The organism is Salinimonas marina (genome assembly GCF_015644725.1).
Lineage (GTDB): Bacteria > Pseudomonadota > Gammaproteobacteria > Enterobacterales > Alteromonadaceae > Alteromonas.
The window spans coordinates 3,239,524-3,257,220 of the sequence record NZ_CP064795.1; the positions used below are offsets into that span (position 1 = coordinate 3,239,524).

At 52.2% G+C, this 17,697-nt stretch carries 15 protein-coding genes and 1 pseudogene; 6 read left to right on the forward strand and 10 right to left on the reverse strand.

Going from position 1 to position 17,697, the window contains the following annotated elements:
* Positions 1 to 14: 14 nt before the first annotated feature.
* The gene (locus IT774_RS14520; protein ID WP_195810399.1) at positions 15 to 1,412 is read right to left on the reverse strand and encodes a PhoH family protein; all 1,398 of its coding nucleotides are present in this window, start codon (positions 1,410 to 1,412) and stop codon (positions 15 to 17) included.
* A 704-nt stretch (positions 1,413 to 2,116) separates the two neighbouring features.
* On the opposite strand from IT774_RS14520, the gene rapA reads away from it, so the two are divergent.
* The 5 genes from rapA to IT774_RS14545 all read left to right on the forward strand — a co-directional run bounded on the left by rapA (position 2,117) and on the right by IT774_RS14545 (position 8,413).
* Positions 2,117 to 4,945, forward strand: a complete 2,829-nt coding sequence (rapA, locus tag IT774_RS14525) for an RNA polymerase-associated protein RapA (RefSeq protein WP_195810400.1) — start codon at positions 2,117 to 2,119, stop codon at positions 4,943 to 4,945.
* Positions 4,945 to 5,628, forward strand: coding sequence for a bifunctional tRNA pseudouridine(32) synthase/23S rRNA pseudouridine(746) synthase RluA (gene rluA, locus IT774_RS14530; RefSeq protein ID WP_195810401.1), 684 nt, complete (start codon positions 4,945 to 4,947; stop codon positions 5,626 to 5,628). Before rapA ends, rluA begins: the two co-directional genes overlap by 1 nt.
* A gap of 84 nt (positions 5,629 to 5,712) precedes the next feature.
* Positions 5,713 to 6,549 carry a DUF3530 family protein gene (locus tag IT774_RS14535; protein WP_195810402.1) on the forward strand — a complete coding sequence of 279 codons (837 nt, stop codon included), beginning with the start codon at positions 5,713 to 5,715 and terminating at the stop codon, positions 6,547 to 6,549.
* 186 nt (positions 6,550 to 6,735) lie between these two features.
* Positions 6,736 to 7,017 (forward strand): hypothetical protein, encoded by a 282-nt coding sequence (locus IT774_RS14540; RefSeq protein WP_332308859.1) that lies wholly within the window; start codon positions 6,736 to 6,738, stop codon positions 7,015 to 7,017.
* 49 nt (positions 7,018 to 7,066) lie between these two features.
* Positions 7,067 to 8,413, forward strand: a complete 1,347-nt coding sequence (locus IT774_RS14545) for an AmpG family muropeptide MFS transporter (RefSeq protein WP_195810403.1) — start codon at positions 7,067 to 7,069, stop codon at positions 8,411 to 8,413.
* Between the two features lie 126 nt (positions 8,414 to 8,539).
* Here IT774_RS14545 and IT774_RS14550 read toward each other — a convergent pair whose 3' ends face one another.
* The 7 genes and pseudogenes from IT774_RS14550 to rppH form a co-directional block, all read right to left on the reverse strand.
* Complete coding sequence (locus tag IT774_RS14550) at positions 8,540 to 9,496, reverse strand: sensor domain-containing diguanylate cyclase (RefSeq protein ID WP_195810404.1); 957 nt, start codon at positions 9,494 to 9,496, stop codon at positions 8,540 to 8,542.
* The gene (locus IT774_RS14555) at positions 9,496 to 10,512 is read right to left on the reverse strand and encodes a response regulator (RefSeq protein ID WP_195810405.1); all 1,017 of its coding nucleotides are present in this window, start codon (positions 10,510 to 10,512) and stop codon (positions 9,496 to 9,498) included. Before IT774_RS14555 ends, IT774_RS14550 begins: the two co-directional genes overlap by 1 nt.
* Positions 10,513 to 10,522: 10 nt before the next feature.
* Positions 10,523 to 11,356: a thymidylate synthase gene (locus tag IT774_RS14560; protein ID WP_195810406.1), complete on the reverse strand. Its 834-nt coding sequence runs from the start codon at positions 11,354 to 11,356 to the stop codon at positions 10,523 to 10,525.
* A 3-nt stretch (positions 11,357 to 11,359) separates the two neighbouring features.
* Positions 11,360 to 12,178 (reverse strand): prolipoprotein diacylglyceryl transferase, encoded by an 819-nt coding sequence (lgt, locus tag IT774_RS14565; RefSeq protein WP_195810407.1) that lies wholly within the window; start codon positions 12,176 to 12,178, stop codon positions 11,360 to 11,362.
* A 3-nt stretch (positions 12,179 to 12,181) separates the two neighbouring features.
* On the reverse strand, positions 12,182 to 12,988 hold the full coding sequence (locus IT774_RS14570; RefSeq protein ID WP_195810408.1) for a sulfite exporter TauE/SafE family protein: 807 nt from the start codon (positions 12,986 to 12,988) through the stop codon (positions 12,182 to 12,184).
* Between the two features lie 132 nt (positions 12,989 to 13,120).
* Positions 13,121 to 15,411: pseudogene (gene ptsP, locus IT774_RS14575) on the reverse strand (phosphoenolpyruvate--protein phosphotransferase).
* A gap of 36 nt (positions 15,412 to 15,447) precedes the next feature.
* Positions 15,448 to 15,981, reverse strand: coding sequence for an RNA pyrophosphohydrolase (gene rppH, locus IT774_RS14580; RefSeq protein WP_195810409.1), 534 nt, complete (start codon positions 15,979 to 15,981; stop codon positions 15,448 to 15,450).
* A 232-nt stretch (positions 15,982 to 16,213) separates the two neighbouring features.
* Here rppH and mutH point away from each other — a divergent pair, with 232 nt between their 5' ends.
* A complete protein-coding gene (gene mutH / locus IT774_RS14585; protein WP_195810410.1) occupies positions 16,214 to 16,888 on the forward strand; it encodes a DNA mismatch repair endonuclease MutH in 675 nt (224 codons plus the stop codon).
* On the opposite strand, the gene IT774_RS14590 is transcribed toward mutH, so the two are convergent.
* The gene (locus IT774_RS14590; RefSeq protein WP_195810411.1) at positions 16,885 to 17,553 is read right to left on the reverse strand and encodes a hypothetical protein; all 669 of its coding nucleotides are present in this window, start codon (positions 17,551 to 17,553) and stop codon (positions 16,885 to 16,887) included. The genes mutH and IT774_RS14590 overlap by 4 nt on opposite strands.
* Positions 17,538 to 17,687 (reverse strand): hypothetical protein, encoded by a 150-nt coding sequence (locus IT774_RS14595; protein ID WP_195810412.1) that lies wholly within the window; start codon positions 17,685 to 17,687, stop codon positions 17,538 to 17,540. The genes IT774_RS14590 and IT774_RS14595 overlap by 16 nt, the downstream gene beginning before the upstream one ends.
* Between the last annotated feature and the right edge of the window lie 10 nt (positions 17,688 to 17,697).

Here is a 17,697-nt window from a genome sequence, read left to right on the forward strand (position 1 = left end):
GCCTGCACATTTAATTACATCTGTTCTTCAGCAAACTGAGCCAAGCGTGAACGCACTACCCCATCAAGGTTTACCGCCGCGCTGCCCGAAAAGTTTTTAAATTTTTCCACCAGATAGGTAAGCCCCGAGGTCACCGGCGACAAATAATTACTGTCGATTTGGGCCAGGTTGCCGCTACAGATAAGCTTGGTGCCTTCACCGCATCGAGTGATTATGGTTTTTAACTGCGAGGCGGTAAGGTTTTGAGACTCATCTAAAATCACGATGGCATTTTGAATACTGCGACCGCGCATAAAGTTGACCGACTTAAACTGAATATTGGCTTTTTCCATGATGTAGTTCATCGAACTTTTCGCATTTTCATCATGCTTATGCAGTACCTCTAGCGAGTCGGTAATGGCGGCCAGCCAGGGTGCCATTTTTTCTTCTTCGGTACCGGGCAAAAAGCCGATAGACTCGGCGATTTCGGGGGTACTGCGAGTCACGATGATTTTGTCGTACATATTTTTTTCAATCACCATTTCCAGCGCCGCCGCCAGTGCCAGCAAGGTTTTGCCACTACCGGCCGGGCCGGTAAGTATCACCATATCAATGTGGGTATCCAGTAATGCATGCATGGCCATCGCCTGGCCGATATTTTTGGGATGAATACCCCAGGCATGTTTACTCATCAGGCGTTCATAGCCAAGGTCCAGAACTTCCAGATGATCGTCGTCTACCGACTCCACCAGCCCGGCAAACTCTCGGCTATCGTCGAGCAGGAACTCATTCACATACGCTTCTGGCAGCACGCTGCGAGTCAGCGTATGAATCGTATCGCGACCTTCACTGCGACTTTCTACCGTTTTTACCTGCTCCCAGAAGTTACCTTCAAATTTGTGATAACCCCGGGACAAATATTTTATATCACTAATAAGCTGATCGGTGCGGTAATCCTCTACATGGGCCAGCCCCGCGCCTTTAGCTTTAAGCCGCATATTCAAATCTTTGGTTACCAACACCACCTGCTGGGGCGCAAAGGTTTTTTGCAAATGCAGGGCCACATTAATAATGCGGTTGTCGTTTTCGTTGCTGGTAAAAATTTGCTGCGTTTCGGCCATGTTCAGGTCAGCATAGATAGATAACGAGCCGGTGGGGGCATCTTTGCCCGCGCCCATCCCTTCCAAATCCACCCCAGCGAGCATTTGTTCAGGGGTCGCATCATGCAACAAATCTTCCATCGCCCGTATCGACACCCGGGCATCACGCGCCACATCTTTTTTACTGTCTTTGATATAATCAAGCTCTTCGAGCACCGTCATTGGTACCACAACATCGTGTTCTTTGAAGGAGAGAAAAGCGTGGGGTTCGTGCAGCAGAATATTGGTGTCGAGGACGTAAATCTTGGTTTCGATAGCTTTTTTTCTTGGCATCCTACACTCCGGTAAACAAAGACCAGGGCCGCCATAGGTTCCAGCGGCAGCAGCGGCTGAGACATCGAAGAGGCTGCAGGGTCGAAGAGCACGACCCGTGCCGCATCGCATCAACTTACACTTTCACCATATGTCAGATTTGGCGGCTTAGCACGAAATTTCACAATTTATTTTTGTGACCATACTCGCCTCCCCGGCAATTGCTGTGCTGCTGCAGCTTAGGTTAACCTGGTTTGAGCCCACTGCTATATGGCACTACATAACGGTTATTGGCGGCGAAATAAGTTCGATACCCGCCCGGGCTTATTACCGAAGGCTTATTACCAAAGGCGTGTTAGCAAGGGCTGTTTATCCTGAGCCTGTTAGCCTCTCGCCTACGATTCGCACGAGCCAGCAGGCCCCACGCCGCAAAGGCGGCCCTCTCCTGATATTGACGGGTCCGTTCCCTCAGGATCATTAGCGTTGTGCTAATAATATTAGTCGCCGGGTTAGCTATATTGCCTATCCCCCCACCCGGTCTGTCGCTACCGCCAGCCTGAGATACCTTTTCCAAATACGCTTTTTTACTGCCGTGTCTGTGTGATTTAACCCTATTCAGCGCTGGTTTTGGACTTATGATTATTTTTTCACTAAGTAAACTTTATTCAGCGCTACGGGATAAGTACAATACCGCCCCATTTTTATCATAAGCGACCAGACACAAGATGACTTCAGCAAGCGACTACGCTGTGGGCCAGCGTTGGCTAAGTAATACGGAATCAGAGCTAGGATTAGGCGCGATTATCAATCAGGACGGCCGTTCTGTAGAGGTTTATTTCCCCGCCACCGGCGATAGCCGTAAATACACCAAGCACGATGCGCCCCTGACCCGGCTGACGTTTGCCATTGGCGATGACATAAAAAGTCAGGATGGTTGGAGTATGACCATCACCGACACCGAAATCAGTCGCGATGCCATTATTTATTATGGTGAACGTCATGATAGCGGCGAGACGGTGAAGCTGCCTGAAACTCTGCTGGATCATCAAATACGTCTGAATCAGCCGGAACAGCGGCTGATGAGCATGCAACATGACAAACCTAAATGGTTTGATTTGCGGCTGCGTGCTTTTTCTTATCTGAGCGAATATTATCGTTCGTCTACCATTGGCCTGGCCGGCGCCCGTATTGAGCTGATTCCGCATCAATTGCATATCGCCTCGCAGGTAGGGACCCGCAATGCCCCCCGCGTGTTGTTGGCCGATGAAGTTGGATTGGGAAAAACCATTGAAGCGGCGCTCATCATTCATCAGCAGCTGACCACTGCCCGCGCCCAGCGTGTGCTGATTGTAGTGCCTGACTCCCTGGTGCACCAATGGCTGGTAGAAATGCTGCGCCGGGTGAATCTGGCCTTTTCTATTTTTGACGAAGAGCGCTGTCAGGCGATGGATGAAGACCAGAGCAATCCATTTGAGCAGGAACAATTGGTGCTGTGCAGTCTGAGCTTTTTGCGAGACAACGAACAGCGCCACGCCCAGGCTCTGCAAGCCGGCTGGGACATGCTGGTAGTGGATGAAGCCCATCACCTGGCCTGGTCAGTGGACGCACCTTCGGCCGATTATCAATGTATTGAATCCCTGGCTAAGCAAATCCCTGGCGTCTTACTATTAACTGCCACCCCCGACCAGCTGGGCCACGAAAGTCACTTTGCCCGGTTACGTTTGCTCGACCCGGCCCGTTTTCATGATTACGAGCGCTTTTTAGAAGAAGAAAGCCATTATAGTGAGCTGGCCGATGCGGTCGCGCCCCTGCTGGAAGATGCGCCGTTAAATGATGCGCAGTTACAGCGTTTGGAAGAGCTGGCCCCGGACAGCACGGCAGCACTGGAAAATCTCAATGACATGGATGAACGCGATGCCTTGCTGCACCGCCTTATTGATCGTCATGGTACCGGACGGCTGTTATTCAGAAACCGGCGCGCGGGGATCAGTGGCTTTCCGCTACGTGAACTGCACACGCATCCACAGCCGCTGCCCGATGTCTATGAAGATGCCCTGGCCAGTGCCACCGAGCTTGAAGAATCGTTGTTTCCGGAACGCCAACCGGCCCTGGTAGACAGCTGGACTGATCTGGATCCTCGGGTCGAGTGGCTGTTGTCGTTCCTGCCCACCATCAAGCCAGAAAAAGTTTTACTGATTTGCGCCAGCGCGGTTACGGCCCAGCAGCTGGGCGAAGCTATCCGCCTGCGCACCGGCATCCGCCATAGCGTTTTTCATGAAGGCATGAGCATTGTCGAACGTGATAAAGCGGCGCATTTTTTTGCTGATCCTGAAGAAGGCGCACAGATTTTACTGTGTAGCGAAATTGGCAGTGAAGGGCGTAACTTCCAGTTCGCCCATCATCTGGTCTTGTTTGATTTGCCTATGACACCGGATCTGCTGGAACAACGCATTGGCCGGTTGGATCGCATCGGTCAGACGGAAGATATAAAAATTCATGTGCCCTATTTGCAGGACTCGGCGCAGGCAGTATTACTCAAATGGTACGATGAAGGCTTAAACGCGTTTGCCCACACCTGTCCCACCGGTTCTGCTGTGTATGAGCAGGTTGAAGATGACCTGCTGGGCTGTTTGCAAATGCCCGAGGACAGCGACAGCCTCGACCAGCTGGTAGCCCGCAGTGCCACGCTTGATGCCGATTTAAAGAAGCAGCTTGATGCTGGCCGGGATCGCTTGCTGGAACTTAATGCCTCTGGCCAGGGCAAGGTTGAAGATTTGCTGGACGAGATTATTGCCGAAGATGCCAATAGCAAACTGCCGGAATTTATGTCCTGGTTGTTTGATGCCATTGGCGTGAATCAGGAAGAGGTTGGCAATAGCTGTTATGTCATCAGCCCGGGCGAGTCGATGATCAATAATTTGCCGGGGTTAGACCCCGATGGCATGACCATTACCTTTCGCCGGCGCGCCGCCACCACCCTTGAGCATGTGCATTTTATCAGCTGGGATCATCCATTGGTTCACAATGCGGTGGATCTGATTTTGACCGATACCGTGGGTAAAGCCAGCTTAGGCTTTATCGGCGATCGTACATTGCCCAAAGGTGCGTACTGGCTTGAAGCATTGTTTGTATTAAGTGTGAACGCCCCGGCCCATTTGCAGGCTGGCCGCTTTTTACCGCCCACACCTATCAAGCTGTGTATTGATGCTGAAGGCAATGAGTCGGATACCAGTTTTGACAAAACCCGCCGGGCCAACAAAAAGATCGGCCAGCAACTGTTGCAGGCCCTGAAAAAACCGGTCACCAAGCAAATTGAAACGGCCCGGGAACTGGCGCAGGAGCAGGCCGATACCCTACTGCAACAATCCCGTGCACAAATGCAGCGCTCTCTGCATGATGAGATGACCCGCTTACGGGAACTGCAACAGCAAAACCCGGCCATTCGTGATAGTGAAATTGAGTTTATTGAAAACCAGATTGAGCAACTAACCGCCGCGTTTGAAAATGCCGAAGTGCAGCTGGATGCCCTGCGTATTGTGGTGAATAACCCTTAATGGCCAACCCTGCATTTATCTACAATCCGCCAATGTCGCCTTATCTTGATATTTTGTATCAGGATGAGGCCATTGTGGTAGCCAACAAGCCCAGTGGCTTGTTGAGCGTGCCGGGTAAAGCCGTCGCCCATCAGGACTCGCTGATTTCCCGGGTGCAACGGGTCTATCCCACTGCCTCGGTGGTCCACCGGCTCGATATGGCCACCTCCGGTATCATGATCATGGCAATGAACAAAGACAGCAATCGCTATCTGTCGAATCAGTTTGCCACCCGACAAACCCAGAAACGTTATTTTGCCAGGGTGAAAGGCAAAATCACCCAGCCGGGCGGCATGATAGATCTGCCATTGATTTGCGACTGGCCCAACCGGCCCAAGCAAATGGTGGATCATGAACGAGGTAAGTCATCACTTACCTACTACACCGTCATTGAGCGAAGCCATGCAGAATCGCTGGTATCGCTTAAGCCTGTGACCGGACGCTCCCATCAGTTACGGGTCCATATGCTGGCTTTAGGACATCCGATCCTGGGCGATCGGCTGTACGCCGATGAGCAGGGCAAAGCAATGGCACCAAGGCTGCAATTACACGCCCAAACCTTAATAATCCGCCATCCGCATACCCAGCAGTGGTGTCACTTCACTACGGCGATACCGTTTAGCTCACATCAGCCCCCCCGCTGACATTGCCAGACTACATCGACGATTAAGTTTTTAGCCGGCGCGCCGATACCTTAACCAGGGTTTTATCTGAACAAGAGAGTCGTGATGCGCAGGGTAAGCAAAATGGTATGGCTGGTGCTGGGTTGGGCAATGACCAGCGCCCTGGCTCAGGCCAGTGTGTTTAATGAAGAACTTCGTGCCCGTTACCCGGCTTCACAGCGTCTGGAATTCAGTGCCGGCGAAAATCCGGTAGTCGCCCTACAGCAACCCGCGCAGGTGGCATTACCCAGAGGGGTGGCTATTGTGTTGCTGGATACCTATGCTCACGGGCTGACCTTACCGGTGGCCCGGCAACTGGCAGAACGACTCAGCCGCTGGGGCTGGCATGTCACCCTGCTGCCGGTAGAAATTGTGGCGGGCAGTGACGCTGGTCCAGCCAATCTGCTTCCAGATTCCCGTTATACCGATAATACTCAGCCGGGTCTGAGTCATACTGCCTGGAACAACGAAGTGCTGCTACGTTTAAACGGTGCGTTAAATGCTTTATCCGAGCAGCCGGGCTACCGTATTATCATTGGCCAGGGTATGAATGGCGCGGCCTTACTCAACCTGGATGCCCAGCAAATCCTGCCGGCCACCGACTCGCTTATCACCATTGCGCCGTTTTGGCCGGAAAACACCCTGAATGCCGCCGTAGCCAGCCACCTGAAAGACTCGCAAACTCCAGTGCTGGATATTAGCGGTGGCGGGTACAATCGCTGGTCAGAACAAACCACAGCGCAGCGGGAGCGCATTGCCCGGGTTAATTTAAAATTGCACTATCGCCAAACACAGCTGCACGAGACCACTGGCACGGCGTTGCATGATCCGGACTTTGTGTCGCCCTTTGTCAGCCAGGTCAGCAAAACAATTTATGGCTGGGTCGACTATCTGGGCTGGTAACTTGTGCCTGAGCCTCGTTTTTGTATAAAAATCACGCCACCCTGACTGCTGGTACCGGCAAATACTTCAGACCAATTACATATCCATTTGTAAAATAACCTTCTATACTAACAGCAATGACCACTATAAAACCGGCCGGGGCTTAGTGAAAGTAGACGTTTTTATAAATGATAAATCCAGGCAGCTTTGCTTTTACCTTCGGGCTTCTGGAACAAAGAAATTGCCTATACCGAACTTGAATTATTCTTTTGGGATATCCTGGAAGAATGGAGTCAGGTGGAGTACGATTTGGCGCAACCTTATTCTGGCAAAGAACGGGCGTTTTGGCATTTGCTGCATCAGATGCATTTTTGGGATGTTGAAAAACTGATGCATGACCAGGAACTGATCGAAGAGTTGCAAGGTTGTGCCAGTTATCTTGAAGGTCATGGTACCTGTCCGCAAGACTGTGTAGGTATCCGTCCGTAAACCTGCCCGGTTGCTATTTTTTTCACCCTTCCTGATAAGCAAATTTTTTATGTCGTTGCCGCAGTTCATTCACGCCTATCGCGATCGTCGATTATTAAGTATTTTTCTGTTTGGTATCTCCAGCGGTTTTCCGTTTGTGATGATTGGGTCGGTGATGGCCGCCTGGCTGTCAGACGAAAGCATTGAGCGCGCCAGTATTGGCTTGTTCGGGATTATCTTTAGTGTGTACTCGGTAAATTTTTTGTGGTCGCCCTTGTTAGACCGGTTACGTATTCCTTTTTTAGGACAGCGACGCGGCTGGATCATGACCATGCAGCTGGCTATCGCCGCCTGTTGCTTTGGTTTATCGACATTAGATATTCACGGTTCGCTGTTTACGGTCGCCTTGGTAAGCCTGGTAATTGCGATTCTTTCCGCTACCCAGGATATCGCCATTGACGCTTATCGCATTGATATTATTGGCGATCACGAGAAAGATAAACTTTCGGCAGGCTCCTCGCTGGCCACGGCGGGTTGGTGGACCGGCTATGGTGGCCTGGGCGCCGTGCCGTTTGTGGTGGCCGATTTTCCAGGATGGGGCTGGCCTGATGTGTATTGGCTGCTGGCGCTGATAATGCTGGGGGTGGCGCTATTTACGCTGCTGGCTAAAGAGCCTCAAATTGAGCGCAACAGTATTATGCACGAAGCCGAAGCTCGCTATGCCAAAGCTGTAGCAGGGACCAGCAGCCGGGTCCGCGCGTTGTTAATCTGGCTGGGCGTAACCCTGGTTGAGCCTTTCAAAGAATTCTTCAGCCGCAACGGGGTGCGACTGGCTATTTCCATACTGGCTTTTGTGTTTCTGTTTAAAATCGGCGAGGCATTTTTAGGCCGCATGAGTGTGGTGTTTTACAAAGAAGTGGGCTTTACCAACACGGATATTGGCTATTACTCTAAGCTGCTGAACTGGTGGGTCACTATTGTATTTTCGCTGCTCGGCGGGGTCATGAATATCCGTTACGGTATCTACCGGGGGCTGTTTATCGCCGGGGTGGCGATGGCCAGCAGCAACCTGATGTTTGCCTGGATTGCCGAAGTCGGGCCGGATAAAACCCTGTTTGCGGCCGCCATCGTAGTGGATGGTTTCACCTCAGCCTGGGGCACTGTGGCGATGGTCGCCTTTATCAGCCTGATGTGTAACCGGACTTTTTCGGCCTCTCAATACGCGCTGATGGCCTCGTTGAGCGTAGCGGGCAAAAACACCCTGGCTTCCAGTGGCGGCTGGGTGGTAGATATGTTGCAGGGCAACTGGAGTCTGTTTTTTGTGCTGACAGCGGTAATGGTCATTCCGGGGCTGATGTTGCTGCGTACCTTGCGCCATGATATCGCCGCCGCTGAAAACACCGTGCGCGCTACCTAGCTTGGCCTGCCCGTCTTCTGACCACGGGCTGCTAATTCCATCCCACCTGGTATAAAAAAGCGCAAGACCGGCAGGCAGAGTACTGACTGAAAAAGCAATGGCGGACCCGGTGGTAGTTATTTCAGGTTAACCGGTGTATACCAGCGCCATATTGCGGCCGCTGGCTTTGGCATCATACAGGGCCATATCCGCTTGTTCGAGCCAGGCCATGGCAGTGCGGGTTTGCTGTGAAAATGGCGCCAGCCCCAGGCTCACCGTAAAACAGATGGTATGGGTGTCATGCTGCACCTGCGTATTGAGCACCGCGGTACGAATGCGCTCTGCTACCAACAGCGCTTCCTGGGCCGTCGCATCGGGTAATACCAGAGCAAACTCTTCGCCCCCATAACGCCCAGCCAGATCCGTTTCTCGGATACATTGCTGGATGACTGTCGCCAGGGTCTGAATCACTTTATCACCGGCCTGATGGCCATAGGTGTCATTGATTTTTTTAAAGTGATCAATGTCCAGCATCAGCGCGGTTACATTGCTATCACGGCGCCGTGATAGTTTGTATATGGCATCAAAGCGCTCCTGCCAGTAGCGCCGGTTGTACAGTCCGGTCAGCCCGTCAATGCGGCTCATATACTGCAATTCTTCGTTTAGCCGTTCACCCCGCAACTTGCCCACCGCCTGATCGGTGACATCGTAAACCAGCATACAGAGTCTATCTACCCGGCCATCATCGGTGGTGATCAGCGGAAAAATAGTGACATTCTGGTACATGGTGGCAGAGTCGGAGGTAATGGGCCGGTTTGAACCGAATTTGAACAGATACGGGCGCTGCTCCCAGATTAAAAACACCGGGGTTTGCAGATTGAACACGGGCTCCGCTTTCGCGCGCAGCCAGTTTTCATCAATGTCATCAAAATGTGCAAACAATGACTGTCCGCAAATTTGTGCAGGGCGGATATCAGAATGGTTTTCCATAAACTGATTCCACACCACAACCTGGAAATGCTCGTTGAGCACCACAATACCCACTTCCAGTGAGCTTAATAACTCTTCCTGCCAGGGCAGTGATTGCAGCTTAGCATTTGTCATCAGCGGCTTTGTCCCATTGCAATCAGTCGGGTGTAGATCTTATCCATCGCATCATCCGGAAACAGCAGCAGTAAATCAAAACTGATATCACGACGTTTTATGCCATAAGCGATTTCCACCGCCATGACCTTACTCCAGCGTGAAATATTATCGCTTAACAAGGTATCCAGGCCCCGATGGCGGCCCAGCAATTCCGGCTGTGAATGGCTAAAATGCACATCCAGCTGGTCAGACAGCGCGTTTAAACAGGCCCCGGTCAGAATATTGGACACATCCATCAAGGCTTCAAGCTCTAACTGCGGATCATCTTGCTGACCGCTGTACTGCAGCAGCTCAATAATGTTGTGGGTATTGGTGTCGTTGAAAATCACCAGCGCCTCGCCTTTGATGCCGGCACTGACAAATCCCTTGGAAACCGCAGAAACCCGCTGGTTATGCTGAATCTCGGCAATGGCCATATGCAGCTCATTACTTTCAATGAAATTCACATTAGGGATCGGCAAATCGATAAATTCACCCAACAGCCGCGCCAGCTTATCGCCAGCCCGCCCCATCGCAATATTTACCAGCTCACGATAGGCATCGAGTTTATCTTCAGCAGAACTGTTTTTATCGCAGGCAAAGCGACCGGTATCCGGCTTTTGCTGGCCGTTGTAAATACCATAGTCGGCCAGCAGCTTGGTGAGTCGCGGATTATCAATGGGCTTACGCATAAAATCTAATGCCCCCATTGCCATCATCCGGTCGCGGGCTGCAGGCTGGACATCGCCTGACACCACGATAACCAGGCAGGGTAAGTCTTCGCGACGAATCACCGACATCGTTTCATAGCCATCCATCACCGGCATGGTCAAATCTAAAAACACCACTTCGGCTTTGCCCTGGCGAATAGCGGCGATGGCTTCTTCGCCGTTGCGGGCAAAATTCAGGGAAATATCCCAGCCAGCCGGTAAGGCGCGCGCCATTTGTTTGCGCGCAAAGCCTGAATCGTCACAAATCAGTACCGCTGTGGTCATTCCCTGACTCCTAGATGGCTACCGCTGCTTTGATATGGGGATGAGCCTGATAATCTTGCAGGCTGAAATCGTCAAAGCTAAAGGCAAATAAGTCCGTTATTTGCGGGTTAATGTGCATAGTCGGCGCGGCATAGGGCTCGCGCGACAGTTGTAAATCCGCCTGCTCCAGATGATTGGTATACAAGTGCGCATCGCCCAGCGTATGGATAAACTCACCCGGTTTTAAGCCACACACCTGCGCCACCATCATGGTCAGCAAGGCGTAGCTGGCGATATTGAACGGCACGCCCAGAAACACATCGGCACTGCGCTGATACAGCTGACAGGATAGCCGGCCATCCAGCACATAGAACTGGAACATGGTATGACACGGCGGCAATGCCTGCCGGCCCTGTTCTGCGTTTTGTTTTGGTGAAAGTCCGGACTCTGGAAGTACCGCCGGATTCCAGGCGCTGACAATCAAGCGACGGGAGTCAGGATTGGTTTTGATTTGTTCCACCACTTCGCTGATCTGGTCAATGGTAGTGCCATCTGGGGCTGGCCAGCTGCGCCACTGGGCCCCATAGACAGGCCCTAACTCGCCGGTATCAGTAGCCCACTCATTCCAGATAGACACCCCATTTTGCTTGAGATAATCAATATTGGTGTCGCCGTTTAAAAACCACAGCAATTCATGAATAATCGATTTCAAATGGCATTTCTTGGTGGTTACCAGCGGAAAACCTGCTGCCAGATTAAAGCGCATCTGATAGCCAAACACACTCAGAGTCCCGGTGCCGGTTCGATCTTCTTTTTTAATGCCATGGTCACGGACATGGCGCATCAACTGCAAATATTGTTTCATAGCTTATGACTTCTTAGCGGCACTGGTGGCCGCCTGTGAATCTTTTCGGTACGCACGAACAATCAGCCAGGTCCCCAACAATATCATTGGTAAGCACAGTAACTGACCCTGGCTTAAGCCAATATTATACAGGCCAAGATGGGCATCGGGCTGACGGAAGAATTCTACAATAAAACGAAATACGCCATACCCGAGCAAAAACAATCCACTCACCGCGCCAATGGGTCGGGGCTTAGCTGAGTAAAGCCAGAGTATGATAAACAGCAGTACCCCTTCAAGTGCAAATTCATAAAGTTGTGAAGGGTGACGGGGCACATTCCCAGCATTAGGAAACACAATCGCCCAGGGTACGTCGGTGGGCCGGCCCCACAGTTCGGCATTTAAAAAGTTACCAATGCGACCGGCACCCAAACCAATAGGCACCAGCGGCGCAATAAAATCGCCCACCTGCAAAAAGCTGCTGTTCATTTTGCGGGCACGCCAAAACAGCGCCGCCAGCACCCCTAACAAGCCACCATGAAACGACATGCCGCCAGTCCAGATTTTAACCAGGTAGGTGGGATCGGCCAAAAACAGATCGAACTGATAAAACAATACATAGCCAATACGGCCGCCTACAATAACCCCCACAAAGCTCCAGAACAGCAGATCGCCAAGCTGTTCCTTGGTCCAGGAAGTTTGCTCAAGCCGTTTGTGCGCCAGCAGGTAAGCCGCGACAAACCCCACCAGATACATCAAACCGTACCAGCGTACTTTTAGCGGACCCAGACTTACAATAATCGGGTCGATATTTGGAAACACCAGAAAACTACTTTCCACCATGGGTTACTCTATTCCTACAATCATACGAATACTGACCAGCACCAACAGTACGGCCAGCATTTTCTTTAAAATTCGGGTATCCAGTTTTTGGCCCATACGTGCACCGATGCCGGCAGTGATTATGGACGAGGCCACAATACCTACGGTGGCCGGCAAATACACATAGCCTACCGAGCCAGGCGGCAGGTCAGGTTTATTAAGCCCCGCCATAACAAAACTAACCGTACCAAATAAGGCAATAACCAGGCCGCTTACCGCGGCGCAGCCGATGGCCTTGCGAACATTAACCTGAAACCACACCAGCGCGGGGACCAGTAACGCCCCGCCACCGATACCCATCAGTGAACTCACAAAGCCGGTGACGGCGCCGATCACGGTCAGCACGGGTTTACTGGCGCGATAAGAAGACATACTGCTGCGCCCCAGCACCATTTGCAAGGCAATCAGCATGACCAACACCGCAAAGATATTTTTGAGGGTATGGCCCGAAATATTACTGGCAACCTGGGCCCCGGATACGGCGCCTGCGGCAATCCCTAAACCGCACCACAGCACCAGATAACGGTTAAGATTACCCAGACGGTAATGGGCAAAGGCCGAAGAACTGCCGGTAAAAATTATCGTGGATAAGGAAGTAGCCACCGCCATGGGCATCACCAGATCAGTGTTCAGCTCTAATGAATGAACCAGTAAATACGATAAGGCCGGTACAATAATCAGGCCGCCGCCAATACCCAGTAATCCAGCCAGCAGACCAACTACCACACCAATACCGATGCAGCTAAGAATGATCAGATAAACCGGCTCCATGTTTTGCTCCCACCCCGATGATGCCTGTGTTGTTGCCTCAGGCTTGGCGGCTGCTAGACTAACACAGAATAATTGGCTTGCGGGGACCGGAGCATGAAATTGCGTGGTAAAAAAGCGGCCATGCTCCCGGTATTACGACCCCGCCCGGATCAGTCCGCCCAGTCCCTTGTCATCCAGATAGTTGTTGATAAATTCAAACACTTCTTCGTGAGTGTGGCAGGTTAACGCGCATGCCAGCAGTTGCTGGCATTCCGCCAGATTGACATTGCGGATCACCCAGTTAATTTTACGCAGGTTATGGGTATTCATACTTAAGCGGCGATACCCCATCGCCATCAGCAAAATAGCGCCGCCGGGTTCACCGGCAATTTCGCCGCAGATGGTCACCGGGATCTGGTTGGCATCCGCCTGTTTGACAATATCATACAAGGCACTGAGTACCGCCGGATGATAACTGTTATACAGCCCCGCTACCCGGGTGTTGTTGCGATCTACCGCCAGCAGATATTGGGTCAGATCATTACTGCCTACCGAAAAGAAGTCGACATGCTTGGCCAGTTGCGGCAGCTGATACAGCACCGAAGGCACTTCAAGCATAATGCCCAGACGAGGTGGTTTGAGCTCGCCCTCGTCGGGTAACAGCTCATCGGTTACCTCGTAAAACGCCTGATTAATGAGACGTCGTGCTTCTTTTACCTCACTGACCGAGGAGATCATCGGTAACATAATTTGCAGATTGTTCAGACCCAGGCTGGCTTTTAGCATAGCGCGGATCTGCACCAGAAAAATCTCGGGATGATCCAGCGTGAGACGAATCCCGCGCCAGCCCAGAAAGGGGTTTTCTTCATTGATGGGGAAGTACGGCAAAGGTTTGTCGCCACCCACGTCCAGGGTGCGCATGGTCACCTGTTGCTCTGGGACACAACTTAAGACTTCCCGGTATAATTTTGCCTGCTCTTTTTCTGACGGAAAGCTTTCGCGAAGCATGAACGGGATTTCGGTACGATACAAGCCAATACCTTTGCCCAAACTGCGGGCCACCGTTTCAATATCCGCCGAGAGGCCCGCGTTCACCAACAGCGCCATTCGGCACCCGTCCAGACTTTCACAGTCCTGGCCGGCTTCGGCATCAATTTTTTCATCCAGCAGCGCTTCTTCGGCCACCAGCGTAACAAACTCGCTGCGAATGCTACGTTCGGGTGAAATAATGACCTCGCCCGAATAGCCATCAAGCAGAATTTCTTTGCCTTCAAGCAGACTGGGGGAGACGCTTTGGCACCCCATCACCGCAGGCACGCCCATGGCCCGGGCCAGAATGGCCGCGTGTGAGTTATTCGAGCCGCGGATGGAGATAATGCCTTTAAGATAGTGCTGCGGAAATTCAGCCAGCATGGTGGCCGACACTTCTTCAGCCACCAGAATGCTGTCCTGTTCTGCCTGCCGGGTGCGCGGCGCCTCCCCCTGCGACTGCAACAAAATATTGGTCAGAATTCGGTTGGATAAATCAACAATATCGATGGCCCGTTCCTGCATATACGGATCATCCATATTCTGAAAACGGGCCGCATAATCTTCTACCACCATCTTAAGGGAGGAGGCGGCATTCCAGTCTTGTTGAATTTTTGCCTCGACCTCGCGCCCCAGACTGTTGGCATCGAGCAGATGATGATACAACTGAAAAATGGCTTTTACATCTTCGGGCAGCCCCTCGTCCAGACGGCGCGACAGTTCATCTACCTGCTTGCGGGTGGTGTCCACCGCTTGACGATACATCTGAACTTCACGCGGTTTATCATCGGTTCGACGTAATGCCAGGCGTCGTAAGTCCACTGTGGCGTCGGTGGAATAACCGCGACCAATCGCCAGCCCGGGCGAGCCGGCCACCCCCGCACCTTTTTCTGGCGCGGCTGGGATTCTGGCATGGGCAGGCCCGACAGTGCACCGCGGATTTCGGCACTGGTAATTTCAAGCGCCAGCTGGGCGGCCAGTGTAACCAGAAATGCTTCTTCTTCTTCATCAAAAAAACGGCGCTCTTTGTGCTGCATGGTGATCACGCCAAGCACTTTGCGCTGATGAATAATGGGGGTACCTAAAAATGCCTGAAACGCTTCTTCATGCACTTCCGGGTAATGTTTGAAGCGAGGATGCTTGTGGGCATCCTCGATATTAAGAGGCTCTTCACGCTGGCCAACCAGGCCAATAAGCCCTTCTGAAAAGCCTATTTGAACGCGTTCCACCGCATCGGTCTGCAGACCATCGGTAGCTTTAAGGACAAATACCTGATGTTCGTAATCCGCCAGGTAAAACGAACAGGAGTCGACCCCGGTGACCTGCTTGACTCTGGCGACCAGCCGCAACAACGCTTCTTCCAGCACCGGAATTTGGGTTACTTCCTGCACTATTCGTTTGAGCGTGGTAAGCATGCTGCCCTGGCTAGTCACGTAGACGGTCTCCTGCCATCAACCCCGGCGACGTTTGCGCTGACGTTTCGAAGATTGGGCTGAAGGCGCTCGGCCCAGGGCAGGCATTGCCACAGGCACAAATTCCTTCATAACCTTACGATACACATCGCGTTTAAACGACACCACATTACGCACTGGATACCAATAGCTTACCCAGCGCCAGTCATCAAATTCAGGATGGCCGGTTTTAAGCACATCCACATCGGTTTCCTGACAGTCCAGCTGCAATAAAAACCACTTTTGTTTCTGACCAATACAGACGGGGTTGCTGCCCTGACGAATCAGACGTTTTGGCAATTTGTAGCGTAACCAATTACGGGTCACACCTAAAATTGTCACATCTTTAGGGCGTAACCCTACTTCTTCGTGCAACTCCCTGTACATAGCTTGTTCTGCAGTTTCCCCTTCATCGATTCCGCCTTGTGGAAACTGCCATGAATGTTGACCATAACGCCTTGCCCAAAATACCTGACCCATTTTGTTGCAAATCACTATGCCCACATTCGCACGGAATCCATCGGCATCTATCACTTAGACTCCCGGGCACGATATCTTTTAGTATTCTAGCATTTGACCATAAACTGTTAGCCTTTCAAAGTATTAATGGCGCTTTGCGGTGTAACAGCCGGCTAACCTGGCCTTGAACCATCTGGTGCGCTATGCGCCAGCCCTTTCCCCGCCTTGTATTGGCCTGCTGAGACGGTAGACTGGTAAGGTTAATCTTTTTCCAGCCAAAACTGAGTTCTTGCCAGAAGGAATACCTATGCAGCCGCCCCAGTCTCCGCCCCGTGATCTTGCTGACCTGCTCTCACGGTGTCAGCAAATCGCCGGTTTAAGCTTAGGCGAGCTGGCGCAGATGGCCAATGTTGTCGTACCAAAAAATCTGCAACGGCACAAAGGCTGGCAGGGGCAGCTACTGGAATTATGGTTAGGGGCCAGTGCCGGCTCCAAGCCCCAGCAGGATTTTCCGGAGCTGGGGGTGGAGCTGAAAACGGTACCTATTGATGCCGGCTGGCAGCCGCTAGAAACCACCTATGTTTGTTATGCGCCGCTTATGGGAGCACCAGGAATGACCTGGGCGCGCAGTAATGTACGTAACAAGTTGGGTCAGGTGCTGTGGCTGCCGGTAGAGGGTGACCGGCGCTTACCGGTGGCCCAGCGTCGGGTCGCCAATGCGATTTTATGGTCGCCCGATGCACGTGAAGATGAAATTTTGCGAAGCGACTGGGAAGAGTTGACTGAACAGATTGTGCTGGGTCAGGTGGAACAGATCACGGCCCGTCAGGGACAGGCATTACATCTTCGACCCAAAGCCGCTAATGGCAGTGTCTTTACCGATGCGTTAGGGCCCGAAGGGGAACGGATTCGCACCCGCCCCCGGGGTTTCTATTTGCGTAAAAGCTTTACCCACCAGATTCTTATAAATGCCTTTGGCTAATTGGTTTTGTTAACGGTTTCCTGCATAAGGGTCTGCTCGGCCTGCCGGTCATCCACCTGCGCATAATCCACCGGCGACGGTAAGGTGCGCTGGGGAATGATCAGTAACAACAACAGGGTCAGCATGGCGATCGCAAGCAGCAAGTCCATACCAACTTGCCACAAGATAATGTTCAGAAAACCAAAGGTGACGGCGGTTACCAATAAGGTCAGCAGGCCGCCGATGGCGACCATTACCGACATCGCCGGGATCACATAGCGGATTTTATACTGGTTGGGCTGCGTGACCCGCGCAATCAGGTGTTTATGGTATTTTTGCAATGTTTCGGTGATCAATAACCCCAGTACCAGCACCCCAAAACTTACCAACAAAGCAATGGCATACAAGGGCCAGAAATCCAGGGGATGCCCCACCGGCCCGCCATTCAGAAGCCGTTGTTTTTCCGGCAGTCCGCTTAAGGCCAGCGGCAGCTGTAGCACCAGACACAAGCACACCGGCAGCCAGGACACCCACTTTACCGGGCGCACCCGGGCGATGAGGCGGGGTTTCAACGCCCGGTAGAATAATGTCATCAACAGCACCGGTACCCAATCGCTCAGGCCATACAGATGCAGCCAGTTCTGCGGCGCCAGGGCCACCGCCTGGTCGGTCAGACACAGGGCCATACCAGCCAGCTAAGCCACAACCACTTGCGGCCCACTAATGACGACTGCATGCGCCAAAGCACGATAGCAGCACTGGCCCAGGCCAGGCCCAGCCCCAACAAGCTATAAAGCATCCATGTGGTAAATTCAGGCATTACAACATCC

Bases quoted from the DNA above. Each gene is read 5' to 3' on its own strand.
- lgt (WP_195810407.1), bottom strand. From the start codon at position 12,178: ATGGTGGAAAGTAGTTTTCTGGTGTTTCCAAATATCGACCCGATTATT.
- IT774_RS14555 (WP_195810405.1), bottom strand. From the start codon at position 10,512: ATGACCACAGCGGTACTGATTTGTGACGATTCAGGCTTTGCGCGCAAA.
- rapA (WP_195810400.1), top strand. From the start codon at position 2,117: ATGACTTCAGCAAGCGACTACGCTGTGGGCCAGCGTTGGCTAAGTAAT.
- IT774_RS14545 (WP_195810403.1), top strand. From the start codon at position 7,067: ATGTCGTTGCCGCAGTTCATTCACGCCTATCGCGATCGTCGATTATTA.
- IT774_RS14550 (WP_195810404.1), bottom strand. From the start codon at position 9,496: ATGACAAATGCTAAGCTGCAATCACTGCCCTGGCAGGAAGAGTTATTA.
- IT774_RS14590 (WP_195810411.1), bottom strand. From the start codon at position 17,553: ATGGCCCTGTGTCTGACCGACCAGGCGGTGGCCCTGGCGCCGCAGAAC.
- mutH (WP_195810410.1), top strand. From the start codon at position 16,214: ATGCAGCCGCCCCAGTCTCCGCCCCGTGATCTTGCTGACCTGCTCTCA.
- IT774_RS14595 (WP_195810412.1), bottom strand. From the start codon at position 17,687: ATGCCTGAATTTACCACATGGATGCTTTATAGCTTGTTGGGGCTGGGC.
- IT774_RS14570 (WP_195810408.1), bottom strand. From the start codon at position 12,988: ATGGAGCCGGTTTATCTGATCATTCTTAGCTGCATCGGTATTGGTGTG.
- IT774_RS14535 (WP_195810402.1), top strand. From the start codon at position 5,713: ATGCGCAGGGTAAGCAAAATGGTATGGCTGGTGCTGGGTTGGGCAATG.
- rluA (WP_195810401.1), top strand. From the start codon at position 4,945: ATGGCCAACCCTGCATTTATCTACAATCCGCCAATGTCGCCTTATCTT.
- IT774_RS14520 (WP_195810399.1), bottom strand. From the start codon at position 1,412: ATGCCAAGAAAAAAAGCTATCGAAACCAAGATTTACGTCCTCGACACC.
- IT774_RS14560 (WP_195810406.1), bottom strand. From the start codon at position 11,356: ATGAAACAATATTTGCAGTTGATGCGCCATGTCCGTGACCATGGCATT.